The organism is Sphaerisporangium sp. NPDC005288 (genome assembly GCF_040607475.1).
GTDB lineage: Bacteria > Actinomycetota > Actinomycetes > Streptosporangiales > Streptosporangiaceae > Sphaerisporangium > Sphaerisporangium rhizosphaerae.
In genome coordinates, this window is sequence record NZ_JBEXGT010000023.1 from 78,073 (window position 1) to 93,344 (window position 15,272).

The following is a 15,272-nucleotide window of genomic DNA, read 5'->3' on the forward strand; positions in this document are numbered from 1 at the left end:
TCGTGCCGGTGCCCGCTCCCGTTCGGCGGTCGGAAGGGAGCTTCGGCCTCACCGCCCATACTGGACGTGACAAGATCGTGAGGCGGTATGGGCTCGTGAAGGGAGCACAGGGATGAGCGGCATCAAAGACGACTTCCTGTCCGCGGCGCGCGCGGCCGTGGGACTGCTGCGTGAACCGGCCGTCGCCGGCGCCTGGAAGGAGCCGAGCGCACTGCCCGAGTTCGCCGTGAGCGGTCTCGCCGGCCACCTGGCCTACCAGATCTTCGTCGTCCGGCAGGTCCTCGCGGGGCCGGTCCCTTCGGAGGAGACCATCCCGCTCCTGGAGCACTACAAGCGGGCGCGGTGGGTCGGCGCGAGGGTTGACGACGAGTTCAACGTCGGCATCCGGCTCGGCGGCGAGGAGGTCGCGGCCGAAGGGCCGGCTGCCCTGGCCGATCGCGCCGCCTCAGCCGTCGAGGAGCTCGCCGAGGTCCTGCCGGGGACGGCGGATCGGACGGTCCGGATGCCGATCTGGGGGCCATGGTCGCTGACGCTCGACGACCTGCTGGTCACTCGCCTGATGGAGCTCGCCGTCCACTCGGACGACCTGGCGGTCAGCGTCGGGGTCCCGACTCCGGAACTTCCGGAGAGCGCCGTCGAGACGGTGGTCGGTCTGCTGTCCCGCCTCGCGGTGCGCCGCCACGGTGCGACGGCCGTCCTGCGCGCCCTGAGCAGAGCCGAGCGCGCGCAGGCCACCATCGCCGCGTTCTGAAGCCCCGGTCCCTCCTGACCGTCCTGGCTGCTGGACGGCCGGGAGGGGCCGGGGCCCCCTGCAGAGCGCGCCGAACGTCGTGGTCGCGGGATCTTCCCGTCCTCGACGCGCAGCATGTCGAGCTCGGACGGACGGACTCGGTGTCCCTGGTCGTGATCGCCGCGGCGATCATGCGAAAAGACCGTAGACGGCACACTTCGGCATGGAAGCCGCGAACGGCTACATGAGAGCATCTGTAACGGCCGGGAATCCGCCGCCTGGCCGTGACTTCCGGGTGCCCCCGCCCTGGAGAACAGGCAGATCCCATGGATACGCGCCCCCTCGACTCACCCCCGTTACCCCGCCGAGACGAAGCCGAACGATGCGCGACCGCCGAATCCGGCCGTCGCTGCGTCCTGCCCATCGACCATCTCGGTGACCACGTCTACCCGCCCCGGTCGCGGACGACCTGACTTCACCCCCACCTCGTCGGATCACGACCCGGCCGGCGCCGCCGCGTGCGTTCGTCCGTCTGAGCCGGCCCGCCCGTGGCGGTCACCGTCCGCGTGGGCGGGACGTGCTTGGATACGCGAGTGGGCACGGTCGAGATCGGTTCGGACGGGGCCGGCGCCGGATGGGCCCGCGGCAGGATGGCCGAGGCCCGGGTGGCGAGGCTGGCGACCGTCGGCGATGACGGCCGTCCGCATCTCGTGCCGGTCACCTTCGCCCTCGACGGCGATCGCCTCGTCACCGCCGTCGACCACAAGCCCAAGTCGGGCGCGCGGCTGCGGCGGCTGCGGAACATCCAGGTCAATCCGAACGTGTGCGTCCTCGTGGACCACTACCACGAAGACTGGACGACCCTGTGGTGGGTGCGGGCCGACGGCTTCGCGACGGTCGTGGAGAGGGGGGACGAGCGTCTACCCGCACTGCTCGCCCCGCTTGTCGCGAAATACCCGCAATATCGTGGTCGCGTGCCGGAGGGGCCGGTGATCCTGGTGGAGGTGACGCGCTACTCGGGCTGGTCGGCTCTGGCCGTGCCCGAGAAGGCGGAATAAGATTCGGGCATGCGGATCTTCGCCGGAGTCGCCGAGCTGAAAGCCGCCGTCGGTGAGCACCTGGGGTACACCGAATGGCGCGAGGTCACTCAGGAACAGGTCAACCTGTTCGCGGACGCGACAGACGACCACCAATGGATCCACGTCGACGAAGAACGGGCCAAGGACGGGCCGTTCGGCGGGACGATCGCCCACGGGTACCTCAGCCTGGCCCTGCTCCCGTCCTTCATGACGCAGATGTTCCGCGTCGACGGGTTGAAGATGGGCATCAACTACGGGCTGAACAAGGTCCGCTTCCCGGCGCCGGTGCCCGTCGGCAGCCGCATCCGCGCCGGAGCCGAGTTGGTGGACGTCAAGGGCACCCCCTCCGGCACGCTTTCCAACCTCCGCATCACGATCGAGGTCGAAGGCCAACGCCGCCCGGCCTGCGTCGCCGAGTCCCTCTCCCTCTACATCACCGACTGACCTCGCAGCGTGGGCTGCTCACCTCACGGGCCCGGGCACAGGATCGCCGCCTGCACGCGGCCGCGAAGCCCGAGCTCGCCGAGATTGCCGAGTATCCGGCTCCGTGCTCGACCTGCGCTCCGGCGGTACGGCCGACTGGACGCACGGGCTCGCCTCATCGCCGACCGAGTGTGGCAGCTGGCACCTATCGGAACGGAAGTTCCGCGTGGACCCGCCAGCCGCCCTGGTACGGCCCGGCCGACACCCAGCCGCCGATCTTCTCGGCGCGGCGGCGCATGGTCGCCAGTCCTTCGTGCGGTCCCCGGGAGGCGGGCGTCTTGCCGTTCATAGGGCTGTCCACGGTCACCGTCAGCAGCCCCGGCCCGTACCCCAGCACCACGGTCGCGTTCGGCGTCCCGTGTTTGACGGTGTTCGTCAGAGCCTCCTGGATGATCCGCATGCCGGCGAGGTCGACGGGATCGGGGAGCATCTGCGGCGAGCCGGCCACGTGGAGGCGTATCGTCAGGCCGCTCTTCCGGCTCGATTGCACCAGGTCGGCCAGGCTGGGGCGCGGATAGTCGTACTGGGTGCGGAGCAGGCTCCGGGTCAGCTCGGTGACGTGTTCCGTGTGCGCCTGCGCCACCACCGCCTTGTGGCGCCGTCGCCTGAGCAGCGCCGCGACGACGACCACGGCTCCGAGGCAGGTCAGCGCGATGGCCACGGCGACCTGCGCCGAGAGACCGCCTGTCCCGAACATCCCTGGCTGATGGTTCATGCCTTCAATCCGCAGGTCCTGACCCTCAGAGCCACCTCATGTGATCGAGGTGGTTCATTGCCGCCCCCGGATCGCGCCACGCCCACGAACGCGAAACTTTGCAGATGTATTGTCCGGTTTGGCGGCCCCGCCCGCTCTCGATCACCGATGTCTCCGGCCTGCCGGGTGATGCCTATGCTGATGACGTGAACGCGAGATTCCGGGAGGAGACCTTCCGCCTGCACACCGAGTACATCCCGCTGTGCGACCTGTTGAAGATCTGCGACATCGCCGAGACCGGCGGGGTGGCGGGGCTGCTCATCGTCGATGGCGAGATCATGGTCGACGGTGAGGTGGAGCTGCGCAAACGCGCCAAGATCCGCTCCGGCCAGGTGGTCAGCGGCGACGGCTTCGAAATCCACGTGATCACCGCCCCCTGACCCGCCCGGTTACCCCGCCCAACTCCCACCCTCTCCGCAACCACCGCGCCCACCCGGTTGCCCTCCCAGCAGCCACTCCCACCGGACGCGAACTCGCCCCCGATATCGGTTCGGCGCACCCCCGAAGACCCGCTATGCTTGTCGAGGCAAGCAGGCGGCCGTAGCTCAATGGATAGAGCATCTGACTACGGATCAGAAGGTTGGGGGTTCGAGTCCTCCCGGCCGCGCAAAGCAAAAGCCCAGGTCATCCACTGGATGACCTGGGCTTTTTCGTGTCTCGATCAGTGATCGGCGTCCGGCTGTGATCCGGTGCGTCCGACCCGTCTTTCCAATGCCTTCCCGTGTGCTGGGGCGTAGGACTTCGCTGATCCGGCGCATGGAGATCTCGTCTTGACCCACGAGGCACTTGGCGTAGGTCGGCAGGAGGACCTCCACGCTGCTGCCCGCCCCAGGCGGCCACCTGCTTCGCCGGCACCCTACTTTCAGGCGGGTCGACGTGTCTCCTCAGCCGCGGTGCGAGATCTCCCTAGTGCCGTGACCGCATACCGGGCGGCGCACAGTTCGGCGAGGCGTTCCAGGGTGCTCGCCATCTGCGTCTGCCACCAGGCGCGCCCGCTTTCCACTTCCGCGCGTTTGTCCTCCGGCATGCGCGAACCGTCGAAGGTCTCGGTCACGACCGTCGCCCGGCTCCGTCCGGGAGCAGATCGAAGATCCAGCGGTGGCCCCACGCGGCCCCGGGCGCGGTGGCGTCCGGGTGCCCGCGACCGGGCCTCGGCTCCCAGCCGAGGCGACGGTCCGGCTCGTACTCGACGACGTGGTTGTTCATCTCATAGTCGCCGTATCGCTCGTAATGCATCCGCATCACGAAGACGTCCCCGACGCCCGAGACCACGGCGTCGGAGACGCCACCGCGCAGCATCCCCGAGCCGTCGAGGTCCGGGTGCCGTCCGGGGTCGGCCAGGATCCGGAAGATCTCCTCCGCCGGGGCCCCGATGCGCCGGGACACCACCACCACGGGCTCGCCTGTCGTACTCGTCATCCGCGTGCCTCCGTTAACCGCAGAGCATGAACCCGACTCCGGCCCGGACGCTACACCGGGGGTACGACAACGCTTCGCCGAGGACGTTCCACATGCCCTCGGTCGGCGATCAAGGCCTGACCCAGCTACCGGGCGAACCTATGCGGTCACAGCACTAGCAAGAGAAGTCGTCATAGTACCGAATCGCCCCACCTCGTACAGATTGTCGTAGCTATGGGCTACACCTGCCACAGCACGACATGTTATGTGTGAGATAAGATCAAGGAGTTCTGCTGAGTAAGCAATGAGATGTCCGACGTTTTCAATTGACTTCTTGCCTTGATGTCTCCTGTCAAATGCAAGGACTCCATTGTCCAGGTCGGCATGGTTCACTACGCTGAGCGGCCCGCTGTGGATTTCGTGATTGCCGTCAAGATGCCGGCCCCGAAGGGCGCGTGCCCCTGCGATGCGCTCCAGGTCCGTGAAGCGAATGGGCTGGCTTTCCCGTAGGTCTCCCTGGAAAGCGGGACGAGGCCACCCGCGTCGCTCGCGAATCTCTCTACCCCAAAGAGTTATCACCTCCTATTCGATCTTCTCCGCCTCGATGTAGTCCTCATCAGTCGTGCGGGAACCACAGCAGTTTTCGTGCGCCCTCCAATCTCTAAGCCATTCAAATACGCCCGAGTCGTTGAATCGTGCGGCCAGAATCCCCGTGTCGTCAATCGCAGCTTCGCAGAATACTCGAGCAGCTGAAGTAAGGTGAGGCGATGGACAGGAGCGACCTTTACCCGGAAGCTCCGCATTTAAGTGCAGGGCTCTATACGGAATATGGAGAAAGGGCGCTCTTCTCGCGCGTGTGCGTGGCGTTGATCGCCGCGGGAGCCGAGCCGACCGGCGTGATAGGGGTGGCCCCCCGCGCGCGGGGGTTCAAGATGGTCAGTGATCTCGGAGCCGACTACCAAGAGCTCGGCCTGAAGCCGGACCGCCTGCTGGCCATCGCCTCCGACGCCAATCCCGGACAACGCGCCATCCGAATGGGCTTCCGGCGCAAGCCGTCGGGTCTCATCGTGGTCGGCTACGATTTCGCGGACCGCGATGACGATCACGCCGTTTCCCTGCTTACAGCGGCGAGATCACTCGGAGTTCCGCAGGAGTTGCAGTCCGGCGCCGAGCTGCGCAGGGCGCGCAAACGCGGGTGTGACTTCGTCGACCTCGTGCGCCGCATCATCGTGGATGCCGACCCGTTGTACGGAGAAATCGGTGTCGAAATCTCCACGCCTACGCCGCACACGCTGATGAAGGACACCGAAACGTTGTTACCCGGCGATCTGTTCGTCTCGGATCGGCTTCTCGCCGACGCGCCCGCCCTGCGGAGCGGTCTTCTCGCCTGCTTTTCCGAGGGTGCCGTCTCTTCTTGGGAGAACGGACTTCACCTGTCGTGCTGGGGAATGCTGAATGACAGAGGAGTCACCATCCCGGAGAGCATGGGGGTGCCCCGCAAGGCGGCGCGGCTGCTGGGCCGGGCGCTGGCACATCGTCGATGACGGCACGAAAGGGCAGCGGGTGAGAGAGACAAGGGTGTGGTGGCGTCGAGTTCCTCCACGGGGTGCGGTGGCGGGTGGCGGACGGCTCGACCGGCCGTCCGCCACTGATCTTCCGCGGGCCAAGGTAGGCTGCCGCACGCCTCGTCACGGGATGACCATGGCTGCGTTGACAGCAGCAGTGATAGCAACATCCCCGCACGGGAGCGTCTTTCGACAGTTGGTCACAACCCTCTGACCATGGTCTGCGGTACGCCAGCAACGTGGTTGTTCCGCCTGAAAAGCGGGACGTACGCGATCACTCGGAAAGGTGTTGGCTTGAACCCTCCTGGTTTGGGAGGGTGCGGGCATGGCGGAGGCGGTCGATGTGCGGGATGTGGCTGGACTGGTCGAGGTGGCGAAGCGGGGTGAGCGGATCAAGTACTTGATGTTCTGGGGGCATCGACCTCCGCGTTCCGGTGGGGCCGGGGCCGGGTGTCTGTCGCAGTGGTGGCCGGCGGAGTTCGTTGTGGACGGCGTGGTCTACCGCACGGCGGAGCACTTCATGATGGCGGCGAAGGCGCGGTTGTTCGGTGACGAAGAGTCCGTCGCGGCGATCGTGGCGGCCGGCCATCCGAAGCAGGCCAAGGATCTCGGGCGATCAGTGCGGGGTTTCGACGAGGAAAGGTGGGCGGCGGCCCGCTTCGACCTGGTGGTGCGCGGCAATCTCGCCAAGTTCGAGCAGCATGCCGACTTGCGGGAGTTCCTGCTGGGCACTGGTGAGCGGGTGCTGGTGGAGGCGAGTCCCGTCGATCGTGTATGGGGGATCGGATTGGCGGCCGACGACGAGGAAGCCGAGAATCCGGAGTCGTGGCACGGACTGAACCTGCTGGGGTTCGCTCTGATGGAGGTAAGGCAGGTTCTTCGGCGCTCGCCTCCGGTCATGGCATGATCGCGTGCCGGGGCGCGCCAGGGGCGGTCGGAGTCGGCGCTGCTGGGCTCGTTGCCGGTGTGGCCGAGGGGTTGCGATGGCGGCTTGGCGTTGCGCAGGTGATCGTGTCGGCTCACCCGCCGCAGCTGGAGTAGCTCCTGCTGCTGACGTAGTCGTGGATCAGCCAGCCCTTCTCGGTCTTGCGCAGTGTCAAGGTTCCCAGCCTGTTGGGGGTCTCCGATGGCTTCGTGCCCGCGGAGAGAGTCCATCCTTCGCCGCAATATCCACTGACCTCGGCCTTGGCGCCTTCTGTCTTGAGGCCGGAGGGAACCATCTTCCGATAGGCGTCCGCATCGGTGATCCTGCCGTGGAACAGGTTGACGGCCTGCTCACAGGTGCTCATCTCATTCTCGCGCGCGAACAACTCCTGCGCGGCCGGCGACATCAGATCGCAAGCGTCCTCACCCTTGTCGTCGGCGATGAACGCGGTGAGTCTCGTTAATGTCTCCTGCGGTGTGTCCGCGCCTTCGGGCTCACCGCTGCCGCAGGCCGCGACGGTCAGGGAGGACAGCAGAAGGGCAAGTGACAGAGGGTGCGGACGCATGTTGTTCCCATTCGATGGTCAAGCAGTGCGGTCGCGCCGACTTTACCTATTTCTGCGAGGGTCATCTGTCTTTTTCTGCGACCTCTCTGGTCGAGGAAGTCTTGTTGATGTCAATAAGTAGGCGATTGGCGTTGGAAGTTACGTCGATGCCGCACCGTCCGAATCGGTTTCGTGTGAGTCGAACTGCTCCGCCTGACCGGGACGACCACTGACGGCCGCACCGGCCGTGTCGTCACGTGAAGCGAGCCGCGGTGGCGGCCCGGCTTCACTTGGTGTGTTGTTTCCGAGTGAGCCGTCGGCGGGCGCGCGGATGGCTCACCGCCTGGCGGGCCGGTGAGCCACCCGGCGCGGCGGGTCAGCCCCGCCAGATCTTGACTGTCAGCACATTGTCGTTCATCAGGTCGCCGACGTACGGCGTCGGCAGTGCGTCCGTGTGATCCGGATGCTTCGTCGCATGTTCTCTCCCCGTTCGGGCTGGGTGATCCGCCCCAGACGTCGTCCTTCACACCGGCCGGCACGGCCGGCGCGACACCGATGGTGGCGGGTGGATGGCCTGTGGCGCGGATTCCCGGACGATCCCGGACGCTCGCACTTGGCGGGCGCCGAGGCGCGCACTACCGTTGCGAAGATCGGACGCCGCGGGGGGCGGCGGAGGTCATGAGGAGAGTGGGTGCGCACATCCGCCGCCGCAGACGGTGTCCCGTTACCGGATCCGGGCGAGGCACGGTCACTGGACGAACTGATCGAAAAGGTCCAGAGGCTGAAGATCTGGGCCGGCAACCCGTCGTACAACGTGATCAAGGACCGTATCAACGCCGCCTGGCTCGCGGCGGGCCGGCCCTCCGGTGAGCTGGCACGCAGGAGCACCATCGCGGACTGCTTCCGGCCCGGACGCCGGCGGGTGAACGACGATTTGCTGATCGCGGTGGTGCAGGCGCTGCACGACGATGCCGGCTATCTCACGCAGTGGCGTCAGGTGCTCCGCGTCATCCACGGAGAGACGCAGGCCGCGCGTCAGGTACGGGTCCAGGGCACCTTGCCCAGGAGCGTTTCCGGTTTCATCGGGCGTTCTTCCGAGATCGACCGGCTTCGACGGTCACTACGACAGGGCGGCGACGCCGGCGCGACTCCGGTCGTCTCGGCGATCCAGGGCATGGCCGGCGTCGGGAAGACGCAGCTCGCACTCCAAGTGGGCCGGGTGCTGGCCGCCGACGAGCCGTTCGACCACGTGTTGTTCGTGGATCTGCGGGGCTTCCACCCCGACCCGGCTCAGCCACCGGCCGAGCCGGATGCGGTTCTGGACGGGTTTCTCCGGCTCCTCGGCATGCCGGCCACGCTCATCCCACCCCGCCTCGCGGACCGCGCGGCCGCCTACCGCAGACGGCTGGCCGGCACCCGGACTCTCGTCGTACTGGACAACGCCGCCACCGAGCAGCAGGTCGAGCCCCTGTTACCAGACGACCCCCGATGCGTCGCCCTGGTCACCAGCCGGCGCAGCCTGACGACCCTTCCGGGATCGACGCAGGTGACGCTGGACGTGTTCGCGCCCGGCGAGGCACAGGACTACCTCCTCTCGGCCGTGCCGGGCGTCGCCATGGGGGACGATCCCGCCGCCCTGGAGAGGGTGGCGCGTCGCTGCGGGCACCTGCCGCTGGCGCTGGCCCTGCTGGCGGGGCACATGCGGGCCAAGACCGACTGGACGGTCACCGACCACGCGGACCGGCTCGAAGCGCGCCACCGCCACAACCGGCTGGACACCGGCGTCGAAATGGCGCTCCGGCTGTCCTACCAGGGGCTGTCGCCCGACCGCCAACGGCTGCTGCGCCTCCTCGCCGTCCACCCTGGCCAGGACTTCGACGCGTACGCCGCCGCGGCGTTGACCGACCACGATGTGCGGACCACCGGCCGGCGGCTGCACGAGTTATGCGGCGATCATCTTCTGCAGCAGAGTGTCCCGGGCCGATTCTTCTTCCACGACCTGGTTCGTGCGTACGCCGCCGATCGTGCCGACGAGGAGGATCGCCCGGCCGCCCGCCGCGCCGCTCTCACCCGCCTTCTCGACTACCACCTGTTCACGGCATCGGCCGCGATGGACCTGCTGATCCCGGCCGAACAGCACAGCCGGCCACGCGTACCCCCGTCTGTCATGTCCATTCCGCCTCTGGAAGATCTCGCGGCCGCCCGCGGATGGCTCGACGACGAACGGTCGAATCTGATCGCCGCGGCGGGTCATGCCGCCGCACATGGCTGGCCGTCCCACGCCACCCGCATCGCCACCACCCTGTTCCGCTACCTCGACGCCGGAAGCCACTATGCCGACTCCGTCGCCGCTCACACCCACGCGCGCGATGCCGCCCACAGCAGCGGCGACCGTGCCGCCGAGGTCCATGCGCTGACCTACCTCGGCATCGGCTGTCTCCGTCAGGGCCGGCACCCCCAGGCGGCGGAACATCTTCGGCGGTCTCTCGACCTGGCCCGGGAGATCGACGACCCTGCCGGGGAGGCTCGCGCGCTCGGCAACCTCGGCGTGGTGGCCGAGCGGTCCGGCCGCTACCGGGAGGCCATCGACTTCCACCAGCAGGCTCGCAGCCTGTTCGACAAGATCGGCAACCGGGTCGGTGAGATCCGGGCGCTCGGCAACCTCGGCGTGGTCGCTGAGCGGCTCGGGCACTATGAACGATCCCTCGAGTACCAGCGGTGGGCCCTCACTCTGGCTCGCGAACTGGGCGATCGGATCGGTGAGGTGAGCGCGCTGGACGAGCTCGGCTACGTGCACCAGCGGCTCGGCCGGTACCAGCAGGCCCTCGACCATCACCGGCAGGCGTTGACCGTGGCCCGGGACATCGCGACCCGCTCCGGCGAGGCGGCGGCGCTGAACAACCTGGGCGCGGTGTACCGAAGGCAGGGCCATCTCGACGAGTCGGTGGACCATCTCCACCGTTCCCTTGCCCTCTGGCACGAGATCGGCAACCCCATGGGCGAGATCGACGTCCGCAACGACCTGGGGGAGACACATCTGGCCGGTGGCCGGCCTGAACAGGCCCGCCACCAGTACATCCTCGCGCTCGACCTCGCCGGCCAGCTGGGCGACCGGTACCAGCAGGCCCGCGCCCACAACGGCCTCGCCCACGCCAGGAAGGCCGATGGCGACATCGATGAGGCCCGCCATCACTGGCGACAGGCACTGGCCCTCTACCAGGCGCTCGACGTCCCCGAGGCGGACGAGGTCGCCGCCCAGCTGAAAGGCCTGTCACGGACAGGCTGACGTTCCTCCACGGATCAGAAGGTCAGCAATTCGAGCCCTGTCGGCCGCGCCGGCCGGAAGGCCCGTCACCAGGGAAACCCGGGGCGGGCCTTCTCCTTTGTCCGGACGGCGTCCGAGCGTGGGACGTTGACTTTGTCGCAAGGTATGACGCATCATCTTGATACAAACCTTGCGACAAAGGAGGCGCTGTGACTCGTGAACCGTTATCCGACGCCGGCCCATCGGCCCGTTCGGCCGATCTGCGACTGGCGGGCGAGTGGCTGGCCCGGCACGACCTGGCCGGCGCCCGTCCGACCCCGCTGCTCGCCAGCCGCCTGGCGGCGCGGCGGCGCGCCCGTATCGCCGGTAGCGTCATGCTGGCCGTGCTGATCATCGGTAGCGCGCTCGCCGCGACCTATGGCGGGTTCACCGGTGGCGGCTTCCCGTCGCGTGGCCCGCTGCCGCTGGTGGCCCTGTCCGCGCTGGTGGCCGGGCTGCTGGTGGCACAGTCGCTGCTCGACTGGTGGGTGCGGCGCGTCGACCAGCGGGCGGGCGCGACGCTGTCACGCAGGGCCGCCCATCTGATCCAGCCCGGCTGGCGGGCCGTGCTCGGCCGGCCGTACGCCGTCTTCGTGGTCGCCACGTTCGCCGGTGCGATGGTGCTGACCGGGAGCGCCCTGGCCGTTCCCGACCCCGCCGTGCGGCGACTGGCCGTCGTCCTGTTGATCGGCATGCTCGGCGTGACGGCCATCCTCGCCGTGCAACTGCGCCACCTGCTCCGGCGCCCGGTCGTGGCGGAGGACGAGGAGTCGCTGACCGCCGACGTCATCATGCGCGTCGAGGACGCCCGCGAGCTCTCCACGCCGAGCGCGCAGTGGGCGCTGCCCATGGTGCTGCTGTTCGGCACCGCGCCCGGGTGGTGGAGCGCCGCCGCGGTGGTTTACCTGCTCCTGGGCGTGGCCACGTGCGCCGCCCTGCGCGCCAGGACGCCGTCGAGCGCGACGGTGGCCCGGCGGGCCATGAGCGTCCGATGATCGTCATCGACGCGGCCTCGCCGGTGCCGCCGTTCGAACAACTGCGGGCCCAGCTCGCCCGGCAGATCCAGGACCGCACGCTGGCCGTGGGCGCCCGGCTGCCGACCATCCGTCACCTCGCGGCCGACCTCGGCCTGGCCGTCAACACGGTCGGCCGGGCCTACCGTGAGCTGGAGGAGGCCGGGCTGATTGAGACGCGCGGGCGAGCGGGCTCGTTCGTGTCGGCCGCCGGCGAGGAGGGCCGCGAGCGGGCCCGCCGGGCCGCCGCCGACTACGCGGCCGTGATCGCCAGCGTCGGCCTCGACACGAGCGAGGCGATCCGCATCGTCCAGGCGGCCTTGACGTCCGGAGCGGCGGCGCCGGCCTCGTCATGACCGTTCTTCACGCCGCGGTCAACCCGTGAGGGTCTTGCCGACCAGGGCGCGCAGGCGGCGGGCCTGTTCTGAGTCGCCGATCGTGTCGAGCTTGAGTTGTGCGGCGAAGGGCTTGAAGGACCATGAAGGAAGGATCAGCGCCGCGTGGTACAGCGCCGTGAGGATCTTGGGGTCCGCCGGGATGGGGTCCTTCTGCAGCCAGGGGAACAGCTCGCGGGCGAGATAGCGCTGGGTCTCGATGGTGACGCCGCCGGTCGACTCGGCGAAGAAGGCGATGAGCAGAGGCACCATGTGCGGCTTGGGCCGCACGTTCTGGATGCCGAACGCGCAGTACGAGGCGACGATGTTGTTCCGATACCGCGTGATGAGGGAGCCCTCGGTGTCCTTGATGAGGGACAGGGCGGTGAGGTGCTCCTTCACCGAGTCGAGCTTCAGCGGGTCGAGGCCGACCGGCGTCGTGCTCGGCGCCTTCGCGCCGGGGAGCGTGCTGGTCGCCAGGTGGCCGAACGCGTAGAAGTACTCGACCATCGACTCCTTGGACTCGTGGCCGGTGTTGATGCGCGCGTACGGTCCCGGGATGCCGCCGACGTAGGACGTCCGCAGGAACGAGAAGCTGTCGCGCCGGTCGATCATGGCAAGGGTCTCGAACAGCTTGTCCACTCTGCCGGTGGGCGCTCCGCGCAGGAGCAGGGGGATGCCTTCCACGTACGAGGACCCGAGCTTGCGGTTCTTGGGGTCGATCGGCCAGCAGAACTCGTCCACGAACTTGGCGTTACCGGCGGCGTGGTGTACCAGCGCCAGCTCGTCGCGATGACCGTGCCTGAGCATGTGGATCACGAGCTGCGCCTCGTCGTTCCCGGTGAGGTCGAGGTCGAGATCCTGCAGCAGCGCCTCGGCCCGGGCGAACGCCGATGCGAGGTTGCCCTTCATCGACAGCATCGTCAGGTCACCGGCGGCCACCTTGCCGGTGCCGAAGGAGGCGTACTTCTGGAAGCTCTTGCACAGGAAGACCTCGAGCCTGCCGTCGGCGATGTCCTCCTTCAGGCCGCCGAGCACGACGTCGAGCTGGCTCCTGCCCCCGGTCGAGGAGGGCGTGAGCTGGATGGTGGTGTCGAGGATCAGCGCGTACGGCGCCGCGCCCTTCGTGTGCGTCAGCAGGCTCTTGCGCACCGTGGCCACGAGCTCATCCGGCGACGGCGGGTCGAAGGGCGTGCTCGGGTTCAGCGTCGCGACCAGGACCTGCGGGTGCGGCGTCGTCGTCTCGCCCTTCCTGAGCCGCGCGAGCAGCTCCCCGGTCTCGTAGTAGTCGATCTTCTCGGTGGAACGCGAGACCTCGTCGTGGTGGCGCGACGACAGGGCGATCCATAGCGCCGTCCCGAGCGCTTCCATGCCGCTGGTCATGAGGTGGCTGTCCAGCTCGATCCGCTTGCCGGCCAGCGGCGCGATGCTCGGCGCGCGTTCGAGCATCACCTGCAGCATGGTCTCCCGGTAGTCGGTCCAGGTGTAGTTGCCGGCGGCGGCGACCAGGATGCCGATCTCGTCCATCATGAGGTCGACCGCGCGCATCGCCGTGGACGGGTTGTGCTGGTGCGCCACGACGATGTCGAGGAGCCGGCCCAGCGAGCGCAGGGCGTTGGCGGTCAGCGTGTCGAAGATCTGCGGGCCGAGCTCGTCGGCGAGGCCGAGCACGAGGTGTTCGACCATGGCGCACACCGGCGCCAGAGGTTCGCTCTTCTGGCTCGCGATCTCCTGCAGGCGGCAGAACGGGCTGTCGGTGATGAGCGCGACGAAGTCGGCCCGCGTGTCGACGGTGAAGTCGGTGACGGGCTTCTCGTTGTCCCTGTCCATGAGCTCGTAGAGCTGGTACGCCGACGGAGTCGCGCCGAGCTCCTGGAGGATCGACTTCCAGTCGATGTCCAAGCTCGCGAACTGGGCGGTGCCGCTCAGCACGCTGATGCCCGTCGTGCCGACCAGCGGGGTGATCGTGAGCCCGGCCAGCACCTTCGGGTCCACCATCATGGCCAGCTTCTTCAGCACGCGCGGGCTGTTGACGAGGATGTCGTCCGGCCCCGGCATGGTGGTCGTCTTCAGCTTGACCAGGAACTTCTGCAGGGTGTCGAGGAAGTTCGTCCGCCAGTAGGTGGCGGCGAGCTCGTTCTGGGTCGACAGGCCGCCCTCGCCGGCGCGCTGGGTCCTGGCCGCGCGGAAGCCGATCTGCTCGACGATGTGCTCCTGCGTCGTGTCCCTCACCGTCGAGGCGAGCTCGGTGCGGCGCTCCTCCGAGTAGGTCACCGGCTTGCCGCCGATGGTGGTGACCAGTTCCAGCGCCTTGCGCAGGTGCCCCATCGTCGAGGCGTCGGACTCGTCGGCGATGCGCTCCTCCAGCGCGATCAGGTCGACGGTGACCTTGCCCGCCGCGGCGAGGTCGAGCCCTTCCAGCACCAGCCGGTTACGCCCTCCGGGGGTCTTCTCGGGTAGCTCGTTGACCTTCTTCGGCAGCTGGAGGTCGAGGTAGTGCAGCACATCCTTGTCCTGTGGCACCTCCTCCTTGGGCGTCTCCACCGTCGAGTGGGCCAGACGGGTGGCGGCGGTCGCCTTGACGAAGCCGCGCGCGATGTCGCCGCGAAGCTGGGAGGCGATGAGCCGGGACAGCTTGCTGCGCTCGCGCGCCGAACGCTCGGCCAGCGTCTTGGCGATGAGCTTCATGGAGGCGTCCGCTTGGGAGGGGTTCATCTCCTCCTGCAGCACCTTGGCGACGGCCTTGGCCGTGGTCTCGTCGGGCTTGGCGGCGAAGACCTGCCAGCCCTTGGGTAACGCCGCACCAGCCGAAGACTCGCTGGACATGACGGACATGTTTGCTCCCCCCGTCCCATGCTGGGACGAACCGATGATGGTGACGGCACCCCCCCGGATGCTCGACCCCTGATGCTCGACGCTGCGCAGACCAGAGTCAATGCGCTCATCGGAACTTTTTGGAACGCGACAATGGCCGTCGAGCAGGGCAATGGTCCCCACCTGGGGGAGGGCGTCCGAGCCCGTCCGGGGCACGGCGGATCGCGGGCCGATTCGGCCTTTCGCGCTGGTCACAGGAGCGGTGAAGAGGCAGGCCGTATCTGCGCCC

The 15,272-nt window shown here is 68.2% G+C and carries 14 protein-coding genes and 1 tRNA gene; 10 read left to right on the plus strand and 5 right to left on the minus strand.

The features are described 5' to 3' along the window. Positions 1-112 precede the first annotated feature (112 nt). The 3 genes from ABZU32_RS22340 to ABZU32_RS22350 all read left to right on the plus strand — a co-directional run bounded on the left by ABZU32_RS22340 (position 113) and on the right by ABZU32_RS22350 (position 2,253). On the plus strand, positions 113-751 hold the full coding sequence (locus tag ABZU32_RS22340; protein ID WP_354924719.1) for a maleylpyruvate isomerase N-terminal domain-containing protein: 639 nt from the start codon (positions 113-115) through the stop codon (positions 749-751). A 629-nt stretch (positions 752-1,380) separates the two neighbouring features. Then, positions 1,381-1,788, plus strand: coding sequence for a TIGR03668 family PPOX class F420-dependent oxidoreductase (locus ABZU32_RS22345; RefSeq protein WP_354844623.1), 408 nt, complete (start codon positions 1,381-1,383; stop codon positions 1,786-1,788). A gap of 9 nt (positions 1,789-1,797) precedes the next feature. Then, positions 1,798-2,253, plus strand: coding sequence for a MaoC family dehydratase (locus ABZU32_RS22350; RefSeq protein WP_354844150.1), 456 nt, complete (start codon positions 1,798-1,800; stop codon positions 2,251-2,253). A gap of 184 nt (positions 2,254-2,437) precedes the next feature. On the opposite strand, the gene ABZU32_RS22355 is transcribed toward ABZU32_RS22350, so the two are convergent. Next, positions 2,438-3,007 (minus strand): hypothetical protein, encoded by a 570-nt coding sequence (locus ABZU32_RS22355; RefSeq protein WP_354924720.1) that lies wholly within the window; start codon positions 3,005-3,007, stop codon positions 2,438-2,440. Between the two features lie 185 nt (positions 3,008-3,192). Here ABZU32_RS22355 and ABZU32_RS22360 point away from each other — a divergent pair, with 185 nt between their 5' ends. Beyond that, on the plus strand, positions 3,193-3,426 hold the full coding sequence (locus tag ABZU32_RS22360) for an RNA-binding S4 domain-containing protein (protein ID WP_354844155.1): 234 nt from the start codon (positions 3,193-3,195) through the stop codon (positions 3,424-3,426). Between the two features lie 154 nt (positions 3,427-3,580). Then, positions 3,581-3,653 (plus strand) — tRNA-Arg (locus ABZU32_RS22365). A 255-nt stretch (positions 3,654-3,908) separates the two neighbouring features. Here ABZU32_RS22365 and ABZU32_RS22370 read toward each other — a convergent pair. Then, the gene (locus ABZU32_RS22370) at positions 3,909-4,100 is read right to left on the minus strand and encodes a hypothetical protein (RefSeq protein ID WP_354924722.1); all 192 of its coding nucleotides are present in this window, start codon (positions 4,098-4,100) and stop codon (positions 3,909-3,911) included. Then, complete coding sequence (locus tag ABZU32_RS22375) at positions 4,097-4,465, minus strand: hypothetical protein (RefSeq protein ID WP_354924724.1); 369 nt, start codon at positions 4,463-4,465, stop codon at positions 4,097-4,099. The genes ABZU32_RS22370 and ABZU32_RS22375 overlap by 4 nt, the downstream gene beginning before the upstream one ends. 746 nt (positions 4,466-5,211) lie before the next feature. Here ABZU32_RS22375 and ABZU32_RS22380 point away from each other — a divergent pair. Beyond that, entirely contained in the window at positions 5,212-5,988 is a 777-nt protein-coding gene (locus tag ABZU32_RS22380) for a hypothetical protein (RefSeq protein ID WP_354924726.1), read from the plus strand. A gap of 346 nt (positions 5,989-6,334) precedes the next feature. After that, positions 6,335-6,916 (plus strand): NADAR family protein, encoded by a 582-nt coding sequence (locus ABZU32_RS22385; protein WP_354924728.1) that lies wholly within the window; start codon positions 6,335-6,337, stop codon positions 6,914-6,916. A 112-nt stretch (positions 6,917-7,028) separates the two neighbouring features. Here ABZU32_RS22385 and ABZU32_RS22390 read toward each other — a convergent pair whose 3' ends face one another. Beyond that, positions 7,029-7,499, minus strand: a complete 471-nt coding sequence (locus tag ABZU32_RS22390) for a hypothetical protein (protein ID WP_354924730.1) — start codon at positions 7,497-7,499, stop codon at positions 7,029-7,031. A gap of 670 nt (positions 7,500-8,169) precedes the next feature. On the opposite strand from ABZU32_RS22390, the gene ABZU32_RS22395 reads away from it, so the two are divergent. The 3 genes from ABZU32_RS22395 to ABZU32_RS22405 all read left to right on the plus strand — a co-directional run bounded on the left by ABZU32_RS22395 (position 8,170) and on the right by ABZU32_RS22405 (position 12,151). After that, positions 8,170-10,764 (plus strand): tetratricopeptide repeat protein, encoded by a 2,595-nt coding sequence (locus ABZU32_RS22395; RefSeq protein ID WP_354924732.1) that lies wholly within the window; start codon positions 8,170-8,172, stop codon positions 10,762-10,764. Positions 10,765-10,952: 188 nt separating this feature from the next. Beyond that, a complete protein-coding gene (locus tag ABZU32_RS22400) occupies positions 10,953-11,777 on the plus strand; it encodes a hypothetical protein (protein ID WP_354924734.1) in 825 nt (274 codons plus the stop codon). Then, positions 11,774-12,151, plus strand: coding sequence for a GntR family transcriptional regulator (locus ABZU32_RS22405; RefSeq protein ID WP_354844178.1), 378 nt, complete (start codon positions 11,774-11,776; stop codon positions 12,149-12,151). Before ABZU32_RS22400 ends, ABZU32_RS22405 begins: the two co-directional genes overlap by 4 nt. 18 nt (positions 12,152-12,169) lie before the next feature. Here ABZU32_RS22405 and ABZU32_RS22410 read toward each other — a convergent pair whose 3' ends face one another. After that, complete coding sequence (locus ABZU32_RS22410; protein WP_354924736.1) at positions 12,170-14,995, minus strand: hypothetical protein; 2,826 nt, start codon at positions 14,993-14,995, stop codon at positions 12,170-12,172. Positions 14,996-15,272: the final 277 nt, after the last annotated feature.

What these genes read in the sequence shown, in the direction of transcription:
- ABZU32_RS22340 (WP_354924719.1), top strand. Translation starts at nt 113, where the DNA reads ATGAGCGGCATCAAAGACGACTTCCTGTCCGCGGCGCGCGCGGCCGTG.
- ABZU32_RS22345 (WP_354844623.1), top strand. Translation starts at nt 1,381, where the DNA reads ATGGCCGAGGCCCGGGTGGCGAGGCTGGCGACCGTCGGCGATGACGGC.
- ABZU32_RS22350 (WP_354844150.1), top strand. Translation starts at nt 1,798, where the DNA reads ATGCGGATCTTCGCCGGAGTCGCCGAGCTGAAAGCCGCCGTCGGTGAG.
- ABZU32_RS22355 (WP_354924720.1), bottom strand. Translation starts at nt 3,007, where the DNA reads ATGAACCATCAGCCAGGGATGTTCGGGACAGGCGGTCTCTCGGCGCAG.
- ABZU32_RS22375 (WP_354924724.1), bottom strand. Translation starts at nt 4,465, where the DNA reads ATGACGAGTACGACAGGCGAGCCCGTGGTGGTGGTGTCCCGGCGCATC.
- ABZU32_RS22380 (WP_354924726.1), top strand. Translation starts at nt 5,212, where the DNA reads ATGGACAGGAGCGACCTTTACCCGGAAGCTCCGCATTTAAGTGCAGGG.
- ABZU32_RS22385 (WP_354924728.1), top strand. Translation starts at nt 6,335, where the DNA reads ATGGCGGAGGCGGTCGATGTGCGGGATGTGGCTGGACTGGTCGAGGTG.
- ABZU32_RS22390 (WP_354924730.1), bottom strand. Translation starts at nt 7,499, where the DNA reads ATGCGTCCGCACCCTCTGTCACTTGCCCTTCTGCTGTCCTCCCTGACC.
- ABZU32_RS22405 (WP_354844178.1), top strand. Translation starts at nt 11,774, where the DNA reads ATGATCGTCATCGACGCGGCCTCGCCGGTGCCGCCGTTCGAACAACTG.
- ABZU32_RS22410 (WP_354924736.1), bottom strand. Translation starts at nt 14,995, where the DNA reads ATGTCCAGCGAGTCTTCGGCTGGTGCGGCGTTACCCAAGGGCTGGCAG.